This is a genomic window from Acidovorax sp. Root275, assembly GCF_001428965.1.
In the GTDB taxonomy this organism is placed as follows: Bacteria; Pseudomonadota; Gammaproteobacteria; order Burkholderiales; family Burkholderiaceae_C; genus Acidovorax; species Acidovorax radicis.
In genome coordinates this window covers 1-19,144 of record NZ_LMJH01000009.1, presented here as the reverse complement: position 1 = coordinate 19,144, position 19,144 = coordinate 1, and the positions used below count along the sequence as shown (strand labels likewise).

General features: G+C 64.9%; 16 protein-coding genes. 13 read left to right on the top strand and 3 right to left on the bottom strand.

The window, feature by feature from the left end; all coding sequences use genetic code 11:
* The first annotated feature begins 60 nt into the window (after nucleotides 1-60).
* The 5 genes from dapB (at nucleotide 61) to lptE (ending at nucleotide 5,427) form a co-directional block, all read left to right on the top strand.
* Nucleotides 61-906, top strand: a complete 846-nt coding sequence (dapB, locus tag ASE52_RS15155) for a 4-hydroxy-tetrahydrodipicolinate reductase (RefSeq protein WP_029414124.1) — start codon at nucleotides 61-63, stop codon at nucleotides 904-906.
* Between the two features lie 14 nt (nucleotides 907-920).
* Entirely contained in the window at nucleotides 921-1,604 is a 684-nt protein-coding gene (locus ASE52_RS15150) for a MotA/TolQ/ExbB proton channel family protein (protein WP_057227310.1), read from the top strand.
* A 23-nt stretch (nucleotides 1,605-1,627) separates the two neighbouring features.
* Nucleotides 1,628-2,077: a biopolymer transporter ExbD gene (locus tag ASE52_RS15145; RefSeq protein WP_057227309.1), complete on the top strand. Its 450-nt coding sequence runs from the start codon at nucleotides 1,628-1,630 to the stop codon at nucleotides 2,075-2,077.
* Nucleotides 2,078-2,212: 135 nt separating this feature from the next.
* Nucleotides 2,213-4,924 (top strand): leucine--tRNA ligase, encoded by a 2,712-nt coding sequence (gene leuS, locus ASE52_RS15140; RefSeq protein ID WP_057227307.1) that lies wholly within the window; start codon nucleotides 2,213-2,215, stop codon nucleotides 4,922-4,924.
* Nucleotides 4,925-4,929: 5 nt separating this feature from the next.
* On the top strand, nucleotides 4,930-5,427 hold the full coding sequence (lptE, locus tag ASE52_RS15135) for an LPS assembly lipoprotein LptE (RefSeq protein WP_057227305.1): 498 nt from the start codon (nucleotides 4,930-4,932) through the stop codon (nucleotides 5,425-5,427).
* A 190-nt stretch (nucleotides 5,428-5,617) separates the two neighbouring features.
* Here the strand turns inward: lptE and rocF are convergent, their stop codons facing one another.
* Nucleotides 5,618-6,568, bottom strand: a complete 951-nt coding sequence (gene rocF, locus ASE52_RS15130; protein WP_010464227.1) for an arginase — start codon at nucleotides 6,566-6,568, stop codon at nucleotides 5,618-5,620.
* A 197-nt stretch (nucleotides 6,569-6,765) separates the two neighbouring features.
* Here rocF and holA point away from each other — a divergent pair, with 197 nt between their 5' ends.
* Entirely contained in the window at nucleotides 6,766-7,821 is a 1,056-nt protein-coding gene (gene holA / locus ASE52_RS15125; RefSeq protein ID WP_010464225.1) for a DNA polymerase III subunit delta, read from the top strand.
* Nucleotides 7,822-7,931: 110 nt separating this feature from the next.
* On the opposite strand, the gene ASE52_RS15120 is transcribed toward holA, so the two are convergent.
* Nucleotides 7,932-8,213, bottom strand: coding sequence for a hypothetical protein (locus ASE52_RS15120; RefSeq protein ID WP_057227303.1), 282 nt, complete (start codon nucleotides 8,211-8,213; stop codon nucleotides 7,932-7,934).
* 84 nt (nucleotides 8,214-8,297) lie between these two features.
* Complete coding sequence (locus ASE52_RS15115) at nucleotides 8,298-8,504, bottom strand: dodecin family protein (RefSeq protein ID WP_057227300.1); 207 nt, start codon at nucleotides 8,502-8,504, stop codon at nucleotides 8,298-8,300.
* Nucleotides 8,505-8,678: 174 nt separating this feature from the next.
* Between ASE52_RS15115 and ASE52_RS15110 the strand changes: the two genes are divergently transcribed.
* The 7 genes from ASE52_RS15110 (at nucleotide 8,679) to gshB (ending at nucleotide 19,048) form a co-directional block, all read left to right on the top strand.
* Nucleotides 8,679-9,959, top strand: coding sequence for a glutamate-5-semialdehyde dehydrogenase (locus tag ASE52_RS15110; protein WP_057227298.1), 1,281 nt, complete (start codon nucleotides 8,679-8,681; stop codon nucleotides 9,957-9,959).
* A gap of 61 nt (nucleotides 9,960-10,020) precedes the next feature.
* Nucleotides 10,021-11,484: a Trk system potassium transporter TrkA gene (gene trkA, locus ASE52_RS15105; protein WP_057227297.1), complete on the top strand. Its 1,464-nt coding sequence runs from the start codon at nucleotides 10,021-10,023 to the stop codon at nucleotides 11,482-11,484.
* Nucleotides 11,485-11,659: 175 nt separating this feature from the next.
* Nucleotides 11,660-13,126 (top strand): potassium transporter TrkG, encoded by a 1,467-nt coding sequence (locus ASE52_RS15100; protein WP_057227295.1) that lies wholly within the window; start codon nucleotides 11,660-11,662, stop codon nucleotides 13,124-13,126.
* Between the two features lie 104 nt (nucleotides 13,127-13,230).
* Nucleotides 13,231-14,526: a glutamate--cysteine ligase gene (gene gshA / locus ASE52_RS15095; protein ID WP_010464212.1), complete on the top strand. Its 1,296-nt coding sequence runs from the start codon at nucleotides 13,231-13,233 to the stop codon at nucleotides 14,524-14,526.
* Between the two features lie 283 nt (nucleotides 14,527-14,809).
* Nucleotides 14,810-16,678: a potassium transporter Kup gene (locus ASE52_RS15090; protein WP_010464210.1), complete on the top strand. Its 1,869-nt coding sequence runs from the start codon at nucleotides 14,810-14,812 to the stop codon at nucleotides 16,676-16,678.
* 136 nt (nucleotides 16,679-16,814) lie between these two features.
* Complete coding sequence (locus ASE52_RS15085; RefSeq protein WP_057227293.1) at nucleotides 16,815-17,993, top strand: benzoate/H(+) symporter BenE family transporter; 1,179 nt, start codon at nucleotides 16,815-16,817, stop codon at nucleotides 17,991-17,993.
* Nucleotides 17,994-18,091: 98 nt separating this feature from the next.
* Nucleotides 18,092-19,048 (top strand): glutathione synthase, encoded by a 957-nt coding sequence (gene gshB, locus ASE52_RS15080; protein ID WP_057227291.1) that lies wholly within the window; start codon nucleotides 18,092-18,094, stop codon nucleotides 19,046-19,048.
* Nucleotides 19,049-19,144: the final 96 nt, after the last annotated feature.

Genomic DNA, 19,144 nt, shown 5'->3' with positions numbered 1-19,144 from the left:
CGGTCTGGCAACGGGTAGATGGATGTCTGCCGCACTTCAACGTCAACGTACAGGACACTCATGACAGGGACCCCTTCGCCTGCCCCCACATCCACGCCCTCGCGCGCCCTCCGTGTCGCCGTCGCAGGTGCATCCGGCCGCATGGGCCGCATGTTGATCGAGGCCCTTCGCGCCAGTGACGACTGTGTGCTGGCGGGCGCGCTGGACGTGCCGTCCAGCCCGGGCATTGGTTCGGATGCCACCGCCTTTCTCGGCCATGCCAGCGGCGTCACCATCACGGCCGACATTGCTGCGGGCCTGAAAAATACCGACGTCCTGATCGATTTCACGCGCCCCGAAGGCACCCTGGCCCACCTGGCCGTGTGCAGCGAACTCGGGGTGAGGGCCGTGGTTGGCACCACGGGCTTCACCGATGCGCAGAAGGCCGAGATTGCCGTCTTTGCCCAGCGCACCGCCATCGTCATGGCGCCCAACATGAGCGTGGGTGTGAACGTTACGCTCAAGCTGCTGCAGATGGCGGCGAAGGCCATGGCCACGGGTTACGACATTGAGATCATCGAAGCCCACCACCGCCACAAGGTGGATGCGCCCTCGGGCACTGCGCTCAAGATGGGCGAGGTGATTGCCGACGCCATGGGGCGCGACCTCAAGGAGTGTGGTGTGTACGCCCGCGAAGGCGTCACGGGCGAGCGCGACCCGTCCAGCATCGGTTTTGCCACCATCCGTGGCGGCGATATCGTGGGCGACCACACCGTGCTGTTTGCCGGCATCGGCGAGCGCATCGAGATCACGCACAAGTCCTCCAGCCGCTCCACCTATGCGCAGGGCAGCCTGCGTGCAGTGCGGTTCCTCGCCGGGCACAAGACGGGCATGTTCGACATGTTCGATGTGCTGGGCTTGAACTAGGCCGCTGGCTTTCCATGGACGCCCTCCATTGGTGGCGCCAGGGCGATGCGGTGACCCAGGGCGCGGCCCTGGTGCTCTTGGCCATGTCGGTGGCCAGTTGGGTGGTCATTGTTTGGAAGCTGCGGCTCATGCGCCAGGCCAGTGCCGATGTGGCCCGCTGCACGGCGGCGTTCTGGCAGGCACCATCCATGGAGGTTGCAGCGCAACGTTTGCAGTCTTTTGACCGCGCTGCGCTTGTCCTGCCGCTGGTTGTTGCTGCAAATTCAATAGCAAATCATTCCAGCCCCACTGGGCAGGTCACCCTGGCTACCGCAGGCAGCCTGTCGCAGCGGCTCACCCGTGTGCTGCGCGACGCCTTGCACGACGTGCTCGGGCGCCTGCAGTTCGGCCAGGTGCTGCTGGCCACGGTGGGCTCCACCGCACCGTTCGTGGGGCTGCTGGGCACCGTGTGGGGCATTTACCATGCGCTGACCGCCATGGCAGGCGCGGGCCAAATCACCATCGACCGCGTCTCCGGCCCCGTGGGCGAAGCGCTGGTGATGACGGCGGCCGGGCTGGCCGTGGCGATCCCCGCCGTGTTGGCCTACAACGTGTTTGGTCGCCTGATTGGCCGCATCGAGGCGGACCTGGAAGGCTTTGCGCGCGATCTGCGCGAACTGCTGATCGACACGGCGCCGCCCGCCGATTCGCGGTCCTGAATCCCTGGAGGTCTGCTTCAGCCATGGCCTTCGGAAGACTCGAACGCACCACGGGGCCCCAGCCCATGAGCGACATCAACATGACGCCGCTGGTGGATGTGATGCTGGTGCTGGTGGTCATTTTTATTCTCACGGCACCACTCATGGCCAGTTCCATCCGGCTTGAGCTGCCACGCGCCGAGGGTGCCACTCCTGGAGCGGCGCCACAGTTCGTCACGCTGGTGGTCGATGCATCGGGCCAGGCCTTTCTGCAGGATGAGCCCCTGTCGCAGCCCGCGCTGGCTGAGCGCCTGCGCCGCATCGGCGCCGAACGGCCCGACACCGAAATCCAGCTGCGTGCCGATGCGGCCGTGCCCTATGGGCGTGTGGTCGAGGTCATGGGCGCGGCGCACCTGGCTGGGCTGCAGCGCATCGGTTTTGTTGCCGAGCCACAGTCCGCAGGGGTGCCGTCTGCCCCTGCCAAAGCCCCCTGAAACCGCCGTGCGCCGTCGAGCCAGCCGGTCTGCGCAGGCCACTGGCGGCGGTGGGCGCGAAATGCGGTGCCTGACAGCCTAAAATCTGCGCAGCGCGGCCCTGCGGCCACACCCCTCTCTCACCCCCGAGCCCCCATGCAAGACAAATACTCCCCCCAAGACGTCGAGCGCGCCGCGCACGACCACTGGACCGCCACCGACGCCTACCGCGTGACGGAAGACAACAACAAGAAGAAGTTCTACGCCTGCTCAATGCTGCCCTACCCCAGCGGCAAGCTGCACATGGGCCATGTGCGCAACTACACCATCAACGACATGCTCACGCGCTACCTGCGCATGAACGGCCACAACGTGTTGATGCCCATGGGCTGGGACGCCTTCGGCCTGCCGGCCGAGAACGCAGCGCTGAAAAACGGCGTGCCCCCCGCCAAGTGGACGTACGAGAACATCGCGTACATGAAGCAGCAGATGCAGGCCATGGGCCTGGCCATCGACTGGAGCCGCGAAGTCGCCACCTGCGACCCTACGTACTACAAGTGGAACCAGTGGCTGTTCCTGAAGATGCTGGAAAAGGGCATTGCCTACCGCAAGACCCAGGTCGTGAATTGGGACCCGGTGGACCAGACCGTGCTGGCCAACGAGCAGGTGATCGACGGCAAGGGCTGGCGCACTGGTGCCACGGTGGAAAAGCGCGAGATCCCCGGCTACTACCTCAAGATCACCGACTACGCCGACGAGCTGCTTGATTTCGTGACCGGCGACAAGCTGCCTGGCTGGCCCGAGCGCGTGAAGCTGATGCAGGAGAACTGGATCGGCAAGAGTGAAGGCGTGCGCTTTGCCTTCACGCACGACATTCGCGGTGACGACGGCGCGCTGATCGGCGACGGCAAGATGTACGTGTTCACCACGCGCGCCGACACCATCATGGGCGTGACCTTCTGCGCCGTGGCGCCCGAGCACCCGCTGGCCACCCATGCCGCCAAGACCAACCCTGCATTGAAAGCTTTCATCGAAGAGTGCAAGAGCGGCGGCACGACCGAGGCCGAACTGGCCACGCAGGAAAAGAAGGGACAACCCACGGGCCTGTTTGTCACGCACCCCCTGACCGAAGAACAGGTCGAGGTCTGGGTGGGCAACTACGTGCTGATGGGCTACGGCGATGGCGCCGTGATGGGCGTACCCGCGCACGATGAGCGCGATTTTGCTTTCGCCCTCAAGTACGACCTGGAGATCAAGCAGGTGGTGCTGGTCGATGGCGAGCACTTCGACTACCACCAGTGGAACGACTGGTACGGCGACAAACAGCGCGGTGTCACCATCAACTCCGACAGCTTCAGCGGTCTGCACTACAAGGAGGCCGTGGCGGCCGTGGCCCACGCTCTGCAGGCCAAGGGCCTGGGCGAGACCAAGACCACCTGGCGCCTGCGCGATTGGGGCGTGAGCCGCCAGCGCTATTGGGGCACGCCCATCCCCATCATCCATTGCGATGAACACGGTGCCGTGCCCGTGCCCGAGAAGGATCTGCCGGTGGTGCTGCCCACCGACTGCGTGCCCGATGGCTCGGGCAATCCGCTGCACAAGCACGAGGGTTTCCACGCCGGTGTGACCTGCCCCGTGTGCGGCAAGGCCGCACGCCGCGAAACCGACACCATGGACACCTTCGTGGACAGTTCCTGGTACTTCATGCGGTATTGCGATCCCAAAAACGACGATGCGATGGTGGCTGACGGCACGGCCTACTGGATGCGCGATCCGCAGGCGGCCAAGGGCGGCAGCGGGATGGACCAGTACATCGGCGGTATTGAGCATGCCATCCTGCACTTGCTGTACGCCCGCTTCTGGACGAAGGTCATGCGCGACCTGGGCCTGGTGACGGTGGACGAGCCTTTCACGAAGCTGCTCACGCAGGGCATGGTGCTCAACCACATCTACTTCTGGCGCGATGAAAAGGGTGGCAAGAACTACTTCCCGCCGGAAGCCGTCACGCAGGTGCTGGATGCGCAGGGGCGGATCGTGGGCGGCCGGCTGACCGAGGCCGAAGGCCAGTATCCCCAGGGCCTGCAGCTGGAATACGGCGGTGTGGGCAAGATGGGCAAGACCGAGCGCAATGGTGTCGATCCGCAGGACCTGATCGCCAAGTACGGCGCCGACACGGCCCGCCTGTACACCATGTTCACCGCCCCGCCCGAAGCCACGCTGGAGTGGAACGACGCGGCCGTGGAGGGCAGCTACCGATTCCTGCGCCGCGTATGGAACTTCGGGCTCAAGCTGTCTGCTATGGATATGGAAGCGGCTACCGCAAGCGTGGCAAGCGCCAGCAGCCTGAAAGAGGTCGAATTTGGCAAAGAAGCCAAGGCCCTGCGCCTGGAGATCCACACCGTGCTCAAGCAGGTGGACTACGACTACCAGCGCATGCAGTACAACACCGTGGTCTCGGGCGCGATGAAGATGATCAACGCGCTCGAAGACTTCAAGGCCACCGACTCGGCCGGCGCCCAGGTGGCGCTGATCGAAGGTTTTGGCATCCTGCTTCGCTGCCTGTACCCGGCCACCCCCCACGTCGCCCACAGCCTCTGGAGCGGCCTGGGCTATGCGGCCGAGCTGGGCGACCTGTTGGACGCGCCCTGGCCCAAGGTGGACGCGCATGCGCTGGTGCAGGACGAGATCGAGCTCATGCTGCAGGTCAACGGCAAGCTGCGTGGCTCCATCCATGTGCCTGCGCAGGCCGACAAGGCCGAGATCGAACGGATTGCCCTGGCCAGCGAGGCGTTTGTGGCCCAGGCTGCAGGCGCGGTGCCCAAGCGCGTCATCGTGGTGCCCGGTCGCCTCGTGAACGTGGTCGTGTAACCGTCATGAACAAGCGCACACTGCTTTCCCTCGCGCCCGTGGCCCTGATGTCCGCCTGCGGCTTTCGGCTGCGGGGCGTGCCCGAGTTCGGGTTTGACTCGCTCTACATCGCGGCGCCTGCAGGCTCGCCCCTCGCGCGGGAGCTGCAGCGCACGCTGGAGGGTTCGGGCGGCAAGTTGCAGCTGCTGCGCGACCCGGCGTCCATGCCCACCGCCCAGGCCATCCTGGACCTGCTGCAGGAGCAGCAGGAGCGCGCCGTGGTGGGGCTCAACGCGTCCGGCCAGGTGCGCGAACTGCAGCTGCGCCTGCGCATCAGGTTCCGGCTGCGCACCCCGGCAGGTGCCGAACTGATTCCCGAGACCGAACTGCTGCAGCAGCGCGACATCAGCTACAACGAAACCATCGCCCTGGCCAAGGAGGCCGAAGAGGCGCTGCTGTACCGCGACATGCGGACCGACCTGGTGCAGCAGCTCATGCGCCGCCTGGCTGCCGCAAAGCGCTGAGCCCAGGGCGTGGGGCTGTGGCCTCCTGTCGGTAGTGCACTGCGGTGCAGCTTGCAGCGATAGCGCCGTGCCGGGCGCCGGCGACGGGCGAGGCACAGGCGAGGACATCGTCTCCCTTCCCGCATCGCGCAGCGATATGAGAGAAGAGCTGCTGCCGCTGGCGGCCAGCACTGGGCGGCGGCGCAGCCGCTCAGGGGGATGTCCGCATCAGCGTGCTCTTGCCAAACAGCGACTCGACCAGGTCCACCGCCAGCACGGCCGTGCGGTTGCGCACATCGAGCGCGGGGTTGAGTTCCACAATGTCCAGCGACGCCAGGCGCCCACTGTCGGCAATCATCTCCATGCACAGCTGCGCCTCGCGGTAGGTAGGGCCGCCAGGCACCGTGGTGCCCACGCCGGGCGCGATGTCGGGGTCCAGAAAATCCACATCAAAGCTCACATGCAGATGGGTCTGGGCGTCCAGCCCGGCCAGCGCCTGCTGCATGGTCTGGCGCATGCCCACCTCGTCGATGTAGCGCATGTCGAAGACTTCCAGACCCTGCTCGTGCACGAAGCGTTTTTCGCCCGCATCGACGCTGCGGATGCCGATCTGGCGGATCTGGTCGGGGCGCAATGCGGCGCCACCCCCCGGCATCTGGGCCAGCCCGGTCAGCGCCTCGGGGCCAAAACCACACAGGCAGGCCACGGGCATGCCGTGCACATTGCCGCTGGGGGTCAGCGCGCTGGTGTTGAAGTCGGCATGGGCATCGAGCCACAGCACGCGCAGTTTTTTGCCCGCCTCTGCGCAGTAGCGCGCCACGGCACCGATGCTGCCCAGGCCCAGGCAGTGGTCGCCGCCCAGCAGGATGGGCAGGTGGCCCAGCTGCAACTCGGCATACACCGCATCGAACACGCGCTGGTTCCATTCCACCACCTCAGGCAGGTGGCGGTAGCCATCCACGGGCGGTAGCCAGGGGTTGGCTGGGCCACTCAAGTTGCCCCGGTCGAATACCTGCAGCCCGTGCGATTCCAGCGCCGCCTGCAGTCCCGCCACACGCAGGGCCTCGGGCCCCATCGAGGCGCCGCGCGCCCCGGCGCCGATGTCGGTGGGGGCGCCGATCAGGCTGGTGGGCTGGGCGCTGCGCAGGGCTGTGGGGGGCATGGTGCAAGGGCTTTCGGAGAGGGCTAGGGGATCGATGCGGGTGGTGCGGGCGCGGGCGCCCGGGAGAATTCTCGGGGCTTTGGGCGCCAATGAACAGTAAAAGAGCTGATCAGTCCGTGGCCTCCATCGCGCACTGTGTGGGGAGAGCCTGGCAGTTTGTGCAAGGGGCCGCGTGGCAAGGCGATAAACTTTGCCGCATGCAAGTCGCCCTGGCCCAACTCTCACCGCATCTTCAACGGGGCCTGTCGCCGCTTTACGTGCTGCACGGCGACGAACCCTTGCTGCAGCAGGAGGCGGCCGACACCATCCGCGCCACGGCCCGTGCCCAGGGTTATACCGAACGGACTTCGTACACGGTAGCAGGTGCTCACTTTGACTGGAGCGCCGTGCTGGCTGCGGGCGGCAGTTTGAGTTTGTTTGCCGACAAGCAGATCGTCGAGATCCGCATCCCCTCGGGCAAGCCCGGCAAGGATGGCAGCGTGGCGCTGCAGCAGATTGCTGAATCCGCCAAGGGCAACGACAGCACGCTCACGCTGGTGATGCTGCCGCGCCTGGACAAGGCCACACGCACCGGGGCCTGGTTTGCGGCGCTTGAGTCCAGCGGCACCTCGATCCAGATCGACCCCATCGAGCGCGGCATGTTGCCGCAGTGGATTGCCCAGCGCCTGGCCGCCCAGGGCCAGCGTGTGGTGGCGGGCGAGGAGGGCCAGCGCACGCTGCAGTTTTTTGCCGACCGCGTGGAGGGCAACCTGCTGGCCGCACACCAGGAGATCCAAAAACTGGCCCTGCTGCATCCGGCGGGTGAACTGACGCAGGCCCAGGTCGAAGCCGCCGTGCTCAACGTGGCCCGCTACGATGTGTTCAAGCTCTCCGAATCGGTGCTCGCCGGGCAAACGGGCCGCGTGCAGCGCATGCTCGATGGCCTGCAGGCCGAAGGCGAGGCCGAGGTGCTGGTGCACTGGGCGCTGGCCGAAGACATCCGGGCCTTGAAGCGCGTGAAAGACGCCATGAACGCGGGACGCCCCCTGCCCATGGCCCTGCGCGAGAACCGCATCTGGGGCCCCAAGGAGCGATTGTTCGAGCGCATCCTGCCCAAGGCCAGCGACGCCGCCCTGGCGCGGCTGCTGCAGTCGGCCCACACGGTCGATGGCATTGTCAAAGGTCTCAAGCAGCCCGATTGGCCGACCGATGGCTGGCAGGCGCTGCAGCGGCTGGCGTTTCAGCTGTGTCGCCTGACGCAGGCGGCACGCTAAGCCCCATCGTTGGGCGTCAGGGTTTTGGCATTTTTTGGCCCCTGGCGCTTATCTGGTAAGCGCTGGTAGCTATCAAATAAGTAGTTTTTGACCGCATCCAGGCGTGTGGCTCAAGGCTGCTCCAGCACCCCGCGCGCCTTGTCCACCCACATCCGCAAACTGTCGAGCAAGTCTTTCTGGCTGAACGAGCAGCTTTCTTCGGAGAAGAGTGCACTGGATTCGAGTCGGTCCAGCAGGTCATGCAGCACGGTTGCATAACGGGGCGGTAGTGCTGCAAGGAGCGCAGTCTGCGCACGGGCTTCGGCGCTGAAGGTGGCAGGACGGACGTCACCGCGCTGCAGGGCCACCAGGGAGGTGTCCAGCGCGTGCAATTGAAGGGCGGCATTCGACATGCGCCGAATTATCTCCGCCGGGCGGCGAAAAAGCCGGTCCGCCGGATCGCGGGCCTGGTGCCCGCTGACCCAGCAATTCGTTGATTATTTGTCGGCGAGTACGAAAGTGACCTGCATGTTCACCCGGTAGCTCGTGATGCGGCCGCCTTCGATGGAGACCTGCTGTTCCTTGATCCATGCGCCGCGCACGTTGTCAATGGTGTCGCACGCCCGTGCAATGCCTTGGTTCATGGCGTCCTCGAAACTGGTTTCGCTGGTGGCGCTGATTTCAATAACTTTGGCGACGCTCATGGGAGTTCCTAAAAGTGGGCAGAAGCCGCCATGCTAGGAATCCTGCGTTCGGCAGGCTGTGGGACAAGTGCGCCTTGCGGCGTCAGCGTGGGCAATGGGGGCGCCCGGCTGGCAAAGGGCCGCCCATAAAAGGCGAATGCAGCCCGCGATGGGCATCTGCGGCAAAATCGCCCAATGAATGCCCTTAACGTTGCTGAATACACGCACACCCTCGGATTTCAGGCAAAAACGGCCTCAGCGCTGATGGCCAAAGCGCCAGCAGCTATCAAAAACAAAGCATTGAAGGCCCTGGCCCGCCTGCTGCGCGAGAACGTGGATGCGCTGCAGGTGGACAACGCCCGCGATCTGGAGCGCGCCCGCGCCGCAGGCCTGGCCGAGCCGATGGTCGACCGCCTGAAACTCAGCCCCAAGGTGCTGGAAACCTGCGCCGAAGGCTGTGAGCAGCTGGCCGCCATGCCCGACATCATTGGCGAGATCCTGGGCATGAAACAGCAGCCCAGCGGCATCCGCGTGGGCCAGATGCGCGTGCCGATCGGCGTGTTCGGCATGATCTACGAGAGCCGGCCCAACGTGACCATCGAGGCCGCGTCGCTGTCCATCAAGAGCGGCAATGCTTGCATCCTGCGGGGCGGCTCGGAGGCCATCGACTCCAACAAGGCGCTGGCCAAGCTGGTGCAGCAGGCGCTGGCCGAGGCGGGCCTTCCGCAGGACGCGGTGCAACTGGTTCAGACCACCGACCGCGAGGCCGTGGGCCAGCTCATCACCATGCCGCAGTTCGTGGACGTGATCATTCCGCGCGGCGGCAAGGGGCTGATCGAGCGCATCAGCCGCGATGCCAAGGTGCCCGTGATCAAGCACCTGGACGGCAACTGCCACACGTACGTGGACGACCCCTGCGACATCGCCATGGCGGTGAAGGTGGCGGACAACGCCAAGACGAACAAGTACAGCCCCTGCAACGCGAGCGAAGGCCTGCTGGTGGCGCGTGGTGTGGCGGCGGAATTTCTGCCGAAGATTGGCGCCGTCTATGCCGCCAAGGGCGTGGAGATGCGCGGCTGCCCCGAGTCGCTGGCCATCCTGGCCTCGGTGCCTGGTGCCCAGCTGGTGCCCGCCACCGAGCAGGACTGGAGCGAGGAATACCTGGCCCCGATCATCAGCGTGAAGGTGGTGGCCGGTGTGGACGAGGCCATTGCCCACATCAACCACTATTCGAGCCACCACACCGACGCCATCCTGACGCGTGACCACATGCACGCCCAGCGCTTCCTGCGCGAGGTGGATTCGGCCAGCGTGATGGTGAATGCGAGCACGCGGTTCGCCGATGGCTTCGAGTACGGGCTGGGCGCCGAGATCGGCATCAGCACCGACAAATTCCACGCGCGTGGGCCGGTGGGCATCGAGGGGCTGACCTCGCTCAAGTACGTGGTGCTGGGCGAAGGCGAGGTGCGGGGTTGATTTGCTATCTATTTGATAGCTATTAACGCATATTAGTCGCGCGCAGAGGCCCAATTTTTCTATGAAAATCATCATCCTCGGCGCGGGCCGTGTGGGCCAGAGCGTGGCAGACAGCCTGGTGTCGGAGCGCAACGACATCACGGTGATCGACACCGACGCCGCGCGCCTGCGCGACCTGGAGTCGCGCTTTGACCTGCGCGGGGTGGTGGGCAATGGCATCGAGCCCGCCGTGCTGGCCGAGGCGGGTGCCGAGGACACCGACCTGCTGATCGCCTGCGCCGCGCAGGACGAGACCAATCTGGTGTGCTGCAAGATTGCGCAGCTGCTGTTCAACATCCCCAAGCGCATTGCGCGGGTGCGCTCCAGCGGCTTTCAGGGCGACGACCGGCTGGTGGGGCCCGAGGGTTTTGCGGTGGACCGCATCATCTGCCCCGAAGAATCACTCACCCGCTACATCGGCAAGCTCATCGACTACCCCGAGGCCATGCAGGTGCGCGAGTTTGCCGGTGGCCGCGCCTGCCTGGTGTCGGGCCGGGCCCGGCCCGGCGCGCCCATGGTGGGCCCCACGATTGGCGAGCTGCGCGAGCGCGCGCCCGAGATGGCGATGCGCATGGTGGCCATCTACCGCCGTTTTGCCGACGAGCCCGACCGCTTCATCGCCTGCGACGGCGCCACCCGCATCGAGCCGGGCGACGAGGTGTTTGTGCTGGCGGCGCACGAGCACATCGCCCAGGTGCTGGCGGCCTTGCACCGCCCCGCCGCACAGCAGCCCCAGCCCGTGCGCCGCATCATGATTGCGGGCGGTGGCCGCGTGGGCCTGCGGCTGGCGCGCCAGCTCAGCCAGACGGGTGGGCGCTTTCACATCAAGATCATCGAAGACCACGCGGACCGCTGCGTGGAGCTGGCGTCGGCCTTGCCGTCCGACGTGCTGGTGCTGCAGGGCGACACCACCGACGAGGACCTGCTGGGTGACGAGGGCATCGAGGAGGTGGACCTGTTCCTTGCGCTCACCGACGACGACGAAGACAACATCATGTCCTGCCTGCTGGCCAAGCGCATGGGCGCGAGCCGCGTGCTCGCCCTCATCAACCGCCGCAGCTATGCCGACCTGATGCACGGCACGCAGATCGACATTGCGCTGTCGCCCGCGCAGGCCATGCTGGGCGAGCTGCTGGCCTATGTGCGCCAGGGCGACGTGCAGGCGGTGCACAGCCTGCGCCGGGGCGTGGCCGAGGCGCTGGAGATCGTGGCGCGCGGCGACCGCAAAAGCTCGCGCGTGGTGGGCCGCAAGGTGAGTGATCTGCAGTTGCCGCGCGATGTGCACATCGGCCTGATCGTGCGCGGGCTGCCGGACGCATTGGACGCCACAGGCACTGCCACCGCCAGCCTGCGCGAGCCCGAGGTCATCATCCCGCGCAGCGCGACGGTGATCGAGAGCAATGACCACGTGGTGTTCTTCCTGCCCAACAAGCGGCTGGTGCGTGACGTGGAAAAACTCTTCCGCGTGAGCGCGACTTTCTTTTGATGCACCCCCCTGAGTCGCTTCGCGCCTTCCCCCCGCTCTCGCGGCGCTGCGCGCTGCGGGCAAGGGGACGCCGCCAGCGCGGCGGGGCGGCCCTTGCGCGGCGGCCCTCCCCTGGGCTGCGCCAGTATCGACGGCTGTATGCGATGTCGGCTGCCATGGACCAAGGGGGCCCGTCATGACGGACATGTTTCCCGTTCTGCGCGTGCTGGGCATCCTGGTGATGATCTTTTCCCTGTCCATGGGGCTGCCGCTGGCGGTGTCGCTGTGGACGCGCGACGGCGTCTGGCATGTGTACCCGCTGGCCATGGGCGCCACGCTGCTGGCGGGCGCATGGCTGTGGTGGCGGCTGCGGCTGTTTCGGCAAGAGCTGCAACCGCGCCATGGCGTGATGCTGGTCTCGCTGGTGTGGATGCTGCTGCCCCTGTCGGCCGCGTTGCCGCTGATGCTGGCGGGGCACCACACCGGGCATCCGCTGTCGTTCACGCACGCCTATTTCGAGGCGGTGTCGGGGCTCACCACCACCGGCTCCACCGTGCTCGCGGGCCTGGATGCCATGCCGGTTTCGGTGAATGTGTGGCGCACTTTCCTGCAGTGGATGGGCGGCATGGGCATCCTGGTCCTGGCCGTGGCCGTGCTGCCCTTGCTGGGCGTGGGCGGCAGCCAGCTGTTCAAGGCCGAGGCGGCGGGGCCATTGAAGGACACCAAGCTCACGCCGCGCATGACCGGCACGGCCAAGGGACTGTGGGGCGTGTATGCGCTGTTTTCGGTGCTGTGTGGCCTGGCCTACTGGGCCGGGGGCATGGCGCCGCTGGATGCGCTGATGCACATGTTCACCACCGTGAGCCTGGGCGGGCTGTCGTCGCACGACCTGAGCTTTGGCTACTTCCAGTCGCCGCTGCTGGAGGCGATCTGCATCTTTTTCATGCTGGTGGCCAGCTGCAACTTTGCGCTGTACTTTGTGGCGTTTCGCAAGGGCCATTGGGGCGGTTTCTGGCGTGACCCGGAACTGCGCGCCACGCAGTTTGCGCTCATCGGCGGCGGGCTGGTGGTGGCGCTGCTGTTGTGGGCCAAGGGTGTGTATGCGCCGCTGGAGGCATTGCGCCACGGCATGTTCAACCTGGTGTCGCTGGCCACCACCACCGGCTATGCCACGGTGGACTACCTGGCCTGGCCGGTGTTCGCGCCCGTGTTCATGCTGCTGCTGTCGGGCGTGGCCACCAGTGCCGGGTCGACGGGCGGGGGGATCAAGATGGTGCGCATGCTCATCCTCGTCAAGCAGGCGCGCCGCGAGATGAATCGACTGGTGCACCCGCGTGCCGTGCAGCCCGTGCGGCTGGGCGACGCCGTGGTGGACAACCGCGTGATCTTTTCGGTGCTGGCCTTCATGCTGGTCTATGGCGGCACGGTCTTCGGGCTCAGCATGGTGATGCTGCTGACCGACTTGGACCCGGTGACGGCATTTTCGGTGGTGCTGGCTAGCGTGAACTGCGCGGGGCCGGGCCTGGGCAGCGTGGGGCCCGCGTCCAACTATGCGGTGCTGACTGATTTTCAGATCTGGGTGTGCACCTTGGGCATGCTGCTCGGGCGGTTGGAAATCCTGAGCTTCATGGCCCTGCTCACCCCGGCGTTCTGGCGGCGCTGAGCCCGGAGCCTCCGAAAAAGCGGTTGGTCGGACTTGCGAAGGCCCTGTCACGCCCCAACCCTACAATGGATTGCAATCGTTCCCGTCTCCTCTGAAGGCTCCCCATGGTTCCGCATCTCATCACGGCTCTGACCGGGCCGATCAACGAACTCGAACAGCGCGTTCTCGACTCGATGCCCGCCATCGAACGCTGGTTCCGGCTGGAGTGGATGGAGCACACGCCGCCGTTCTACACCTCCGTGGATATCCGCAATGCAGGTTTCAAGCTTGCGCCCGTGGACACCAATCTGTTTCCTGGCGGCTGGAACAACCTGACCAAGGAGATGCTGCCCCTGGCCGTGCAGGCCGCCATGGCCGCCATCGAGAAGATCTGCCCCGAGGCGCGCAACCTGCTGATCATTCCGGAAAACCACACGCGCAACACCTTCTACCTGGCCAATGTGGTGCAGCTGCAGCGCATCTTCAACATGGCGGGCCTGAACGTGCGCGTGGGCTCCATCAGCCCCGAGATCAAGAAGCCCACGCTGATCGAGTTGCCCAACGGCGACACGGTGACCCTGGAGCCCGTGGTGCGCACCAAGCGCCGGCTGGGCCTCAAGGACTTCGACCCCTGCACCATCCTGCTGAACAACGACCTGTCGGCCGGCCCGCCGGGCATCCTGGAAGACATCCACGAGCAGTACCTGCTGCCCCCGCTGCACGCGGGCTGGAGCGTGCGCCGAAAGAGCACCCACTTCAAGAACTACGAAGAGGTGGCCAAGCGCTTCGGCAAGATGCTGGGCATCGACCCCTGGCTCGTCAACCCCATGTACAGCCAGTGCGACGGCGTGGACTTTGCCGAGGACAAAGGCATGGACAAGCTGCAGACCACGGTGGATGCGCTGCTGACCAAGGTGCGCCGCAAGTACAAGGAATACGGCATCAACGAGAAGCCCTTCGTCATCGTCAAGGCCAACAACGGCACCTACGGCATGGGCATCATGACCGTGCGCGACGCCAAGGAACTGGACGCGGTCAACCGCAAGACCAAGAACAAGATGGCGGTCATCAAGGACGGCCAGCCGGTCACCGACCTCATCATCCAGGAGGGCGTGCTGACGCAGGAACGGGTGCACGAGGCCGTGGCCGAACCCGTGGTCTACATGATGGACCGCTACGTGGTGGGCGGCTTCTATCGCATGCACGCCGAGCGCGGCGTGGATGAGAACCTGAACGCCCCGGGCGCAAGTTTTGTGCCCCTTGCCTTCGAGCACAGCACCCATATGCCCCAGCCCGGCATGCGTCCCGGGGTGAGTGCGCCCAACCGCTTCTATATGTATGGCGTGGTGGCGCGCCTTGCGATGCTGGCGGCCAGCTACGAGCTGGAGGCCACCAACCCGGACGCTGAGGTGTACGACTGAATGGGAGCCCCCCGCTGAAGGGACAACCCTCTTGCAGCGGGGTGGTTCTTGCTTGGCGTCTCTTTGTCTGATCGCACCAATTACATAGGCAAGGTGCAGCGTTTTGGGTACCTTGAAATGTGCGACGTCGGGGAGGCCTGCCATGTCTATGCCCGGCTGCCAAGGGCGAGTTGCTGCGTTGCAACATGGAGAGATGCCCCCAGGCACTTGATCTGGCTCAGGCGCACAATAGCGTTCCCAAAAGTAACGGAACCCCGTCTGGCCCTGCGCCCGGGGGCGGTCAGTGCAAAGCTCCAAGTCATCGCTCGCAGCGCTCACGCTGGGCGCCATCGGTGTTGTGTATGGCGATATCGGCACCAGCGTGCTGTATGCCATCAAGGAGGTCTTCGGGTCCGGCCATGTGCCGTTCACCCCAGCCAATATCTACGGCATCCTCTCGATTTTCTTCTGGACGCTCACGGTCATTGTTTCGCTGAAGTACGTGGTGCTGGTGCTGCGCGCCGACAACCACGGCGAGGGCGGCCTCATCGCCATGCTGGCGCTGGCGTCGCAGGCGGTCAAAGACAAGCCCCGGCTGCGCGGCGTATTGCTGGCGGTGGGGATCTTCGGGACCTCTCTTTTTTATGGCGACGGCGTCATCACGCCCGCCATTTCGGTGCTGTCGGCGGTGGAAGGGCTGGAAGTGGTCTCTCCCCACTTCAAGCAGTATGTGATTCCCATCACCCTGGTCGTGCTGTTTTGCCTCTTTGCGGTCCAAAAGCGCGGGACGAGTGGCATTGGCAAGTTCTTCGGACCCATCACCCTGGTGTGGTTCGCCACCATTGCCTTGCTGGGGGTCTCCCACATCGTCGGCCACCCCGAGATCCTCTGGGCGCTGAGTCCACACCATGCGCTCGGTTTCATGTGGGCCCATCCGGGCACCAGCTTCATCATCCTGGGCGCGGTGGTGCTGTGCGTGACCGGAGCCGAGGCCCTCTATGCCGATCTGGGCCACTTTGGAAAGCGCCCCATCCGCCTGGCCTGGTTTGGCGTGGCAATGCCGGCGCTCACGCTGAACTACTTTGGCCAGGGGGCGCTGCTGCTGGCCGAGCCCGAGGCGGTCAAGAACCCGTTCTACATGATGGCACCCGACTGGGCGCTGGTCCCGCTGGTCATCATGGCGACCATGGCCACGGTGATCGCATCGCAGGCCCTTATCACCGGCGCGTTCAGCGTGACCAAGCAGGTCATCCAATTGGGCTATTTGCCGCGCCTGAACATCCAGCACACCAGCGTGCGCGACACGGGGCAGATTTACATACCGCTGGTCAATTGGGGGCTGTTTGCCGCCATCGTGCTGGCCGTGGTGATGTTCCGCTCGTCCAGCAATCTGGCCGCGGCCTATGGCATCGCCGTGACGCTGGACATGCTGATCACCACCACGCTGACGTTTTTCGTGATCCGTTATGGCTGGGGTTACCCGCTGGCGCTGTGCATCGCGGCCACGGGGTGTTTCTTCGTGGTGGACCTGGCGTTCTTCGCGTCCAATCTGCTCAAGCTGTTCCAGGGCGGCTGGTTCCCGCTGCTGATCGGCGGCATCGTGTTCTCTTTGATGATGACCTGGAAGGAAGGGCGCAGGCTGCTCAATGACAAGCTGCGTGCGGATGCCATCGACCTCAAGGACTTTCTGGAGTCGGTGTTCATCAGCCCCCCGACCCGGGTGGACGGAACGGCCGTCTTCCTCACCGCCGACGTGGGCGCCGTGCCCAATGCGCTGCTGCACAACCTCAAGCACAACAAGGTGCTCCACCAGCAGAACCTGTTCGTGACGGTCCACAACCATGAAACTCCCTGGATCGGGATGGACAAACGGCTGCAGGTCGAGCCGCTGGGCCACGATTGCTGGCAGGTTGTCATCCACTACGGCTTCAAGAACGACCCCGACGTGCCGCGTGCGCTGGAGTTGTTGCGGGGGCGGGGCTGCGAACTGGAGCCCATGACCACCAGCTATTTCCTCTCGCGCGATACGGTCATCCCCACCATGGGTGGTGGCATGGCCCCTTGGCGCGAGAAGCTGTTCGCCCAGATGCACCACAACGCGAGCGGCGCTGCGGACTTCCTGCACCTGCCCAACAACGCCGTGGTCGAACTCGGGTCCAAGATCGAGATCTGAGAGAGTTAGTGGGCTTTTGAGGCCTGGCGCTTATCTATAAAGCGTTATTTGCTATTAAATATGTAGCAATTCGGATGTTTGCTTCGCGAGGCATGCACTGGGTGGCCTGCGGTGGCGCGGTGCCAGAATCCCGTCCATGCAATTTTTTAAAGACTTGAGCCTGTCGGCGTTCACTGCGGGGTTCGTGGCAGTGCTGGTGGGCTTCACGAGCTCGGTGGCCATCGTGTTCCAGGCCGCACAGGCGTTTGGTGCCACCCCGGCTCAGGTCACATCCTGGATGTGGGCGCTGGGTCTGGGCATGGGCTTGTGCTCCCTGGTGCCTTCGCTCGTTCTGCGCCAGCCCGTCATGGTGGCCTGGTCCACGCCCGGTGCGGCCGTGCTGGCCACCGCCGGCCTGGCGGGTGGCTTCCACATGGGCGAAGCGGTGGGGGCTTTCATGGTCAGTGCTGCACTCATCATCCTGGTGGGCGTGACACGCTGGTTCGAGCGCGCGATGGGCCGCATCCCCATGGAGATCGCTGCCGCCTTGCTGGCCGGTGTGCTGGCGCGCTTCGGCCTGCAGGCGTTTGCCGCTGCCCAGACGGCATTGCCGCTCGTGTTGACCATGTTGGTCGTGTACCTGTTCTCGCGCAAGTTCGCCGCACGCTATGCCGTGGTCATCACGCTGGCGGTGGCCGTGGTGTTCGTGGCCCTGCAAGGACAGATGGCATGGTCCGCCGTACACCTGGAGCTGGCCATGCCGGTATTCACGGCCCCTCAGTTCAGTCTTGCCGCCACCATCAGCCTGGCCATCCCCCTTTTTGTGGTCACGATGGCGTCGCAGAACCTGCCCGGGGTGGCGGTGATCCGCGCCTCGGGCTACGACCTTCCTGTCTCCCGCCTGATTACGCTGACGGGACTCGCCACCCTGGTCCTGGCGCCGTTTGGCGCCTTCGCGCTGAATTTCAGCGCTATCACCGCCGCGATGTGCATGGGCCCCGAGGCACATGAGGACCGCCGTCGGCGTTATGTGGCAGCCGTGTGCTGTGGTGCCTTATATATAGCGATTGGCTTGTTTGGCGCGGTGATCACGGGTTTGCTGACAGCGTTTCCCAAGGAACTGGTGGTGGCGATCGCGGGGCTTGCCTTGCTGGGCACGATTGGCAATGGCCTGGCGGTAGCCCTGCGCGACGAGTCGCACCGTGAGGCCGCATTGGTTACGTTTCTGGTGACCCTCAGCGGGGTCGTGATCGCCGGAGTCGGATCGGCCTTCTGGGGCGTGGTCGCCGGCAGCTTTGCGCTATTTGTGCAACAGTACAGGCGTTCACCAGCGTGAGGCACGTGGCGCCTTGCATGCGCCGCACCCAAATCTCTTTCTTTGTCAGCAAGTGATCTGCCATTGGCAGCGCCTGCGCACCTTTCTGACCCGACACCATGAAATTGCTCTTCATTGCCGATCCCCTGCAAAGCTTCAAGATCTACAAGGACACGACCTTCGCCATGATGCGCGAGGCCCAGCGGCGCGGACATACCCTGTCGGTGTGCGAGCCGCAACACATCACCTGGCAGCGTGGCAGCAAGGTGACGGCCCGCGTGTGCGACATCCAACTGACGGGAGACCCGGTGCAGTGGTACACCGCGCAGCCCGTGCACAGTGCGCCCCTGGCGGGGTTCGATGCGGTGCTGATGCGCAAGGACCCGCCTTTTGACAGCGAGTATTTCTATGCCACACATCTGCTGGAGCAGGCCGAGCGCGACGGCGCCCGTGTGTTCAACAAGCCCCGGGCGCTTCGCGATCATCCGGAGAAACTGGCGATCATGGAGTTCCCGGAATTCATCGGCCCCACCCTGGTGACACGGGATGCCGCAGACATCCAGCGTTTTCATGCGGAGCACGGGGACATTATTCTCAAGCCGCTCGACGGCATGGGCGGCATGGGAATCTTCCGCGTGGGCCCGGATGGGCTCAACTTGGGAAGCATCACCGAAACCCTGAACCGCCACGGCGCGCAGAGCGTCATGGTTCAAAAGTTCTTGCCTGAGATCACCGAAGGGGACAAGCGCGTTCTCATCATTGGCGGAAAACCGGTGTCCTTTTGCCTGGCGCGCATCCCACAAGGCAGTGAGGTGCGGGGCAATCTGGCTGCAGGGGGCAAGGGCGTGGCGAAGCCGCTTTCGGCGCGGGACTGGGAGATCGGCAACGCATTGGGGCCAGTGCTGCAGGCGCGGGGCCTGCTGTTGGCAGGAGTGGATGTGATCGGCGACTGCGTCACCGAGATCAATGTCACCAGCCCAACCTGCTTTCAGGAGATCTTTGACCAGACGGGGTGCGATGTCGCTTCCTTGTTCATCGATGCCCTGGAGGCTGCAATGACAGCCTCTGCCCCATAGCCTTCTGGATTTTTGCAGCCAGATCTTTTTAACCCCCTAAAACTAGTGCTATAGTCGAGGGCTTCGCTACTGAGGCGGTTCTGCAGAAATGCAGGG

Coding starts and splice junctions, on each gene's coding strand:
- dapB (WP_029414124.1), top strand. CDS start 61: ATGACAGGGACCCCTTCGCCTGCCCCCACATCCACGCCCTCGCGCGCC.
- ASE52_RS15150 (WP_057227310.1), top strand. CDS start 921: ATGGACGCCCTCCATTGGTGGCGCCAGGGCGATGCGGTGACCCAGGGC.
- ASE52_RS15145 (WP_057227309.1), top strand. CDS start 1,628: ATGGCCTTCGGAAGACTCGAACGCACCACGGGGCCCCAGCCCATGAGC.
- leuS (WP_057227307.1), top strand. CDS start 2,213: ATGCAAGACAAATACTCCCCCCAAGACGTCGAGCGCGCCGCGCACGAC.
- lptE (WP_057227305.1), top strand. CDS start 4,930: ATGAACAAGCGCACACTGCTTTCCCTCGCGCCCGTGGCCCTGATGTCC.
- rocF (WP_010464227.1), bottom strand. CDS start 6,568: ATGCCCCCCACAGCCCTGCGCAGCGCCCAGCCCACCAGCCTGATCGGC.
- holA (WP_010464225.1), top strand. CDS start 6,766: ATGCAAGTCGCCCTGGCCCAACTCTCACCGCATCTTCAACGGGGCCTG.
- ASE52_RS15120 (WP_057227303.1), bottom strand. CDS start 8,213: ATGTCGAATGCCGCCCTTCAATTGCACGCGCTGGACACCTCCCTGGTG.
- ASE52_RS15115 (WP_057227300.1), bottom strand. CDS start 8,504: ATGAGCGTCGCCAAAGTTATTGAAATCAGCGCCACCAGCGAAACCAGT.
- ASE52_RS15110 (WP_057227298.1), top strand. CDS start 8,679: ATGAATGCCCTTAACGTTGCTGAATACACGCACACCCTCGGATTTCAG.
- trkA (WP_057227297.1), top strand. CDS start 10,021: ATGAAAATCATCATCCTCGGCGCGGGCCGTGTGGGCCAGAGCGTGGCA.
- ASE52_RS15100 (WP_057227295.1), top strand. CDS start 11,660: ATGACGGACATGTTTCCCGTTCTGCGCGTGCTGGGCATCCTGGTGATG.
- gshA (WP_010464212.1), top strand. CDS start 13,231: ATGGTTCCGCATCTCATCACGGCTCTGACCGGGCCGATCAACGAACTC.
- ASE52_RS15085 (WP_057227293.1), top strand. CDS start 16,815: ATGCAATTTTTTAAAGACTTGAGCCTGTCGGCGTTCACTGCGGGGTTC.
- gshB (WP_057227291.1), top strand. CDS start 18,092: ATGAAATTGCTCTTCATTGCCGATCCCCTGCAAAGCTTCAAGATCTAC.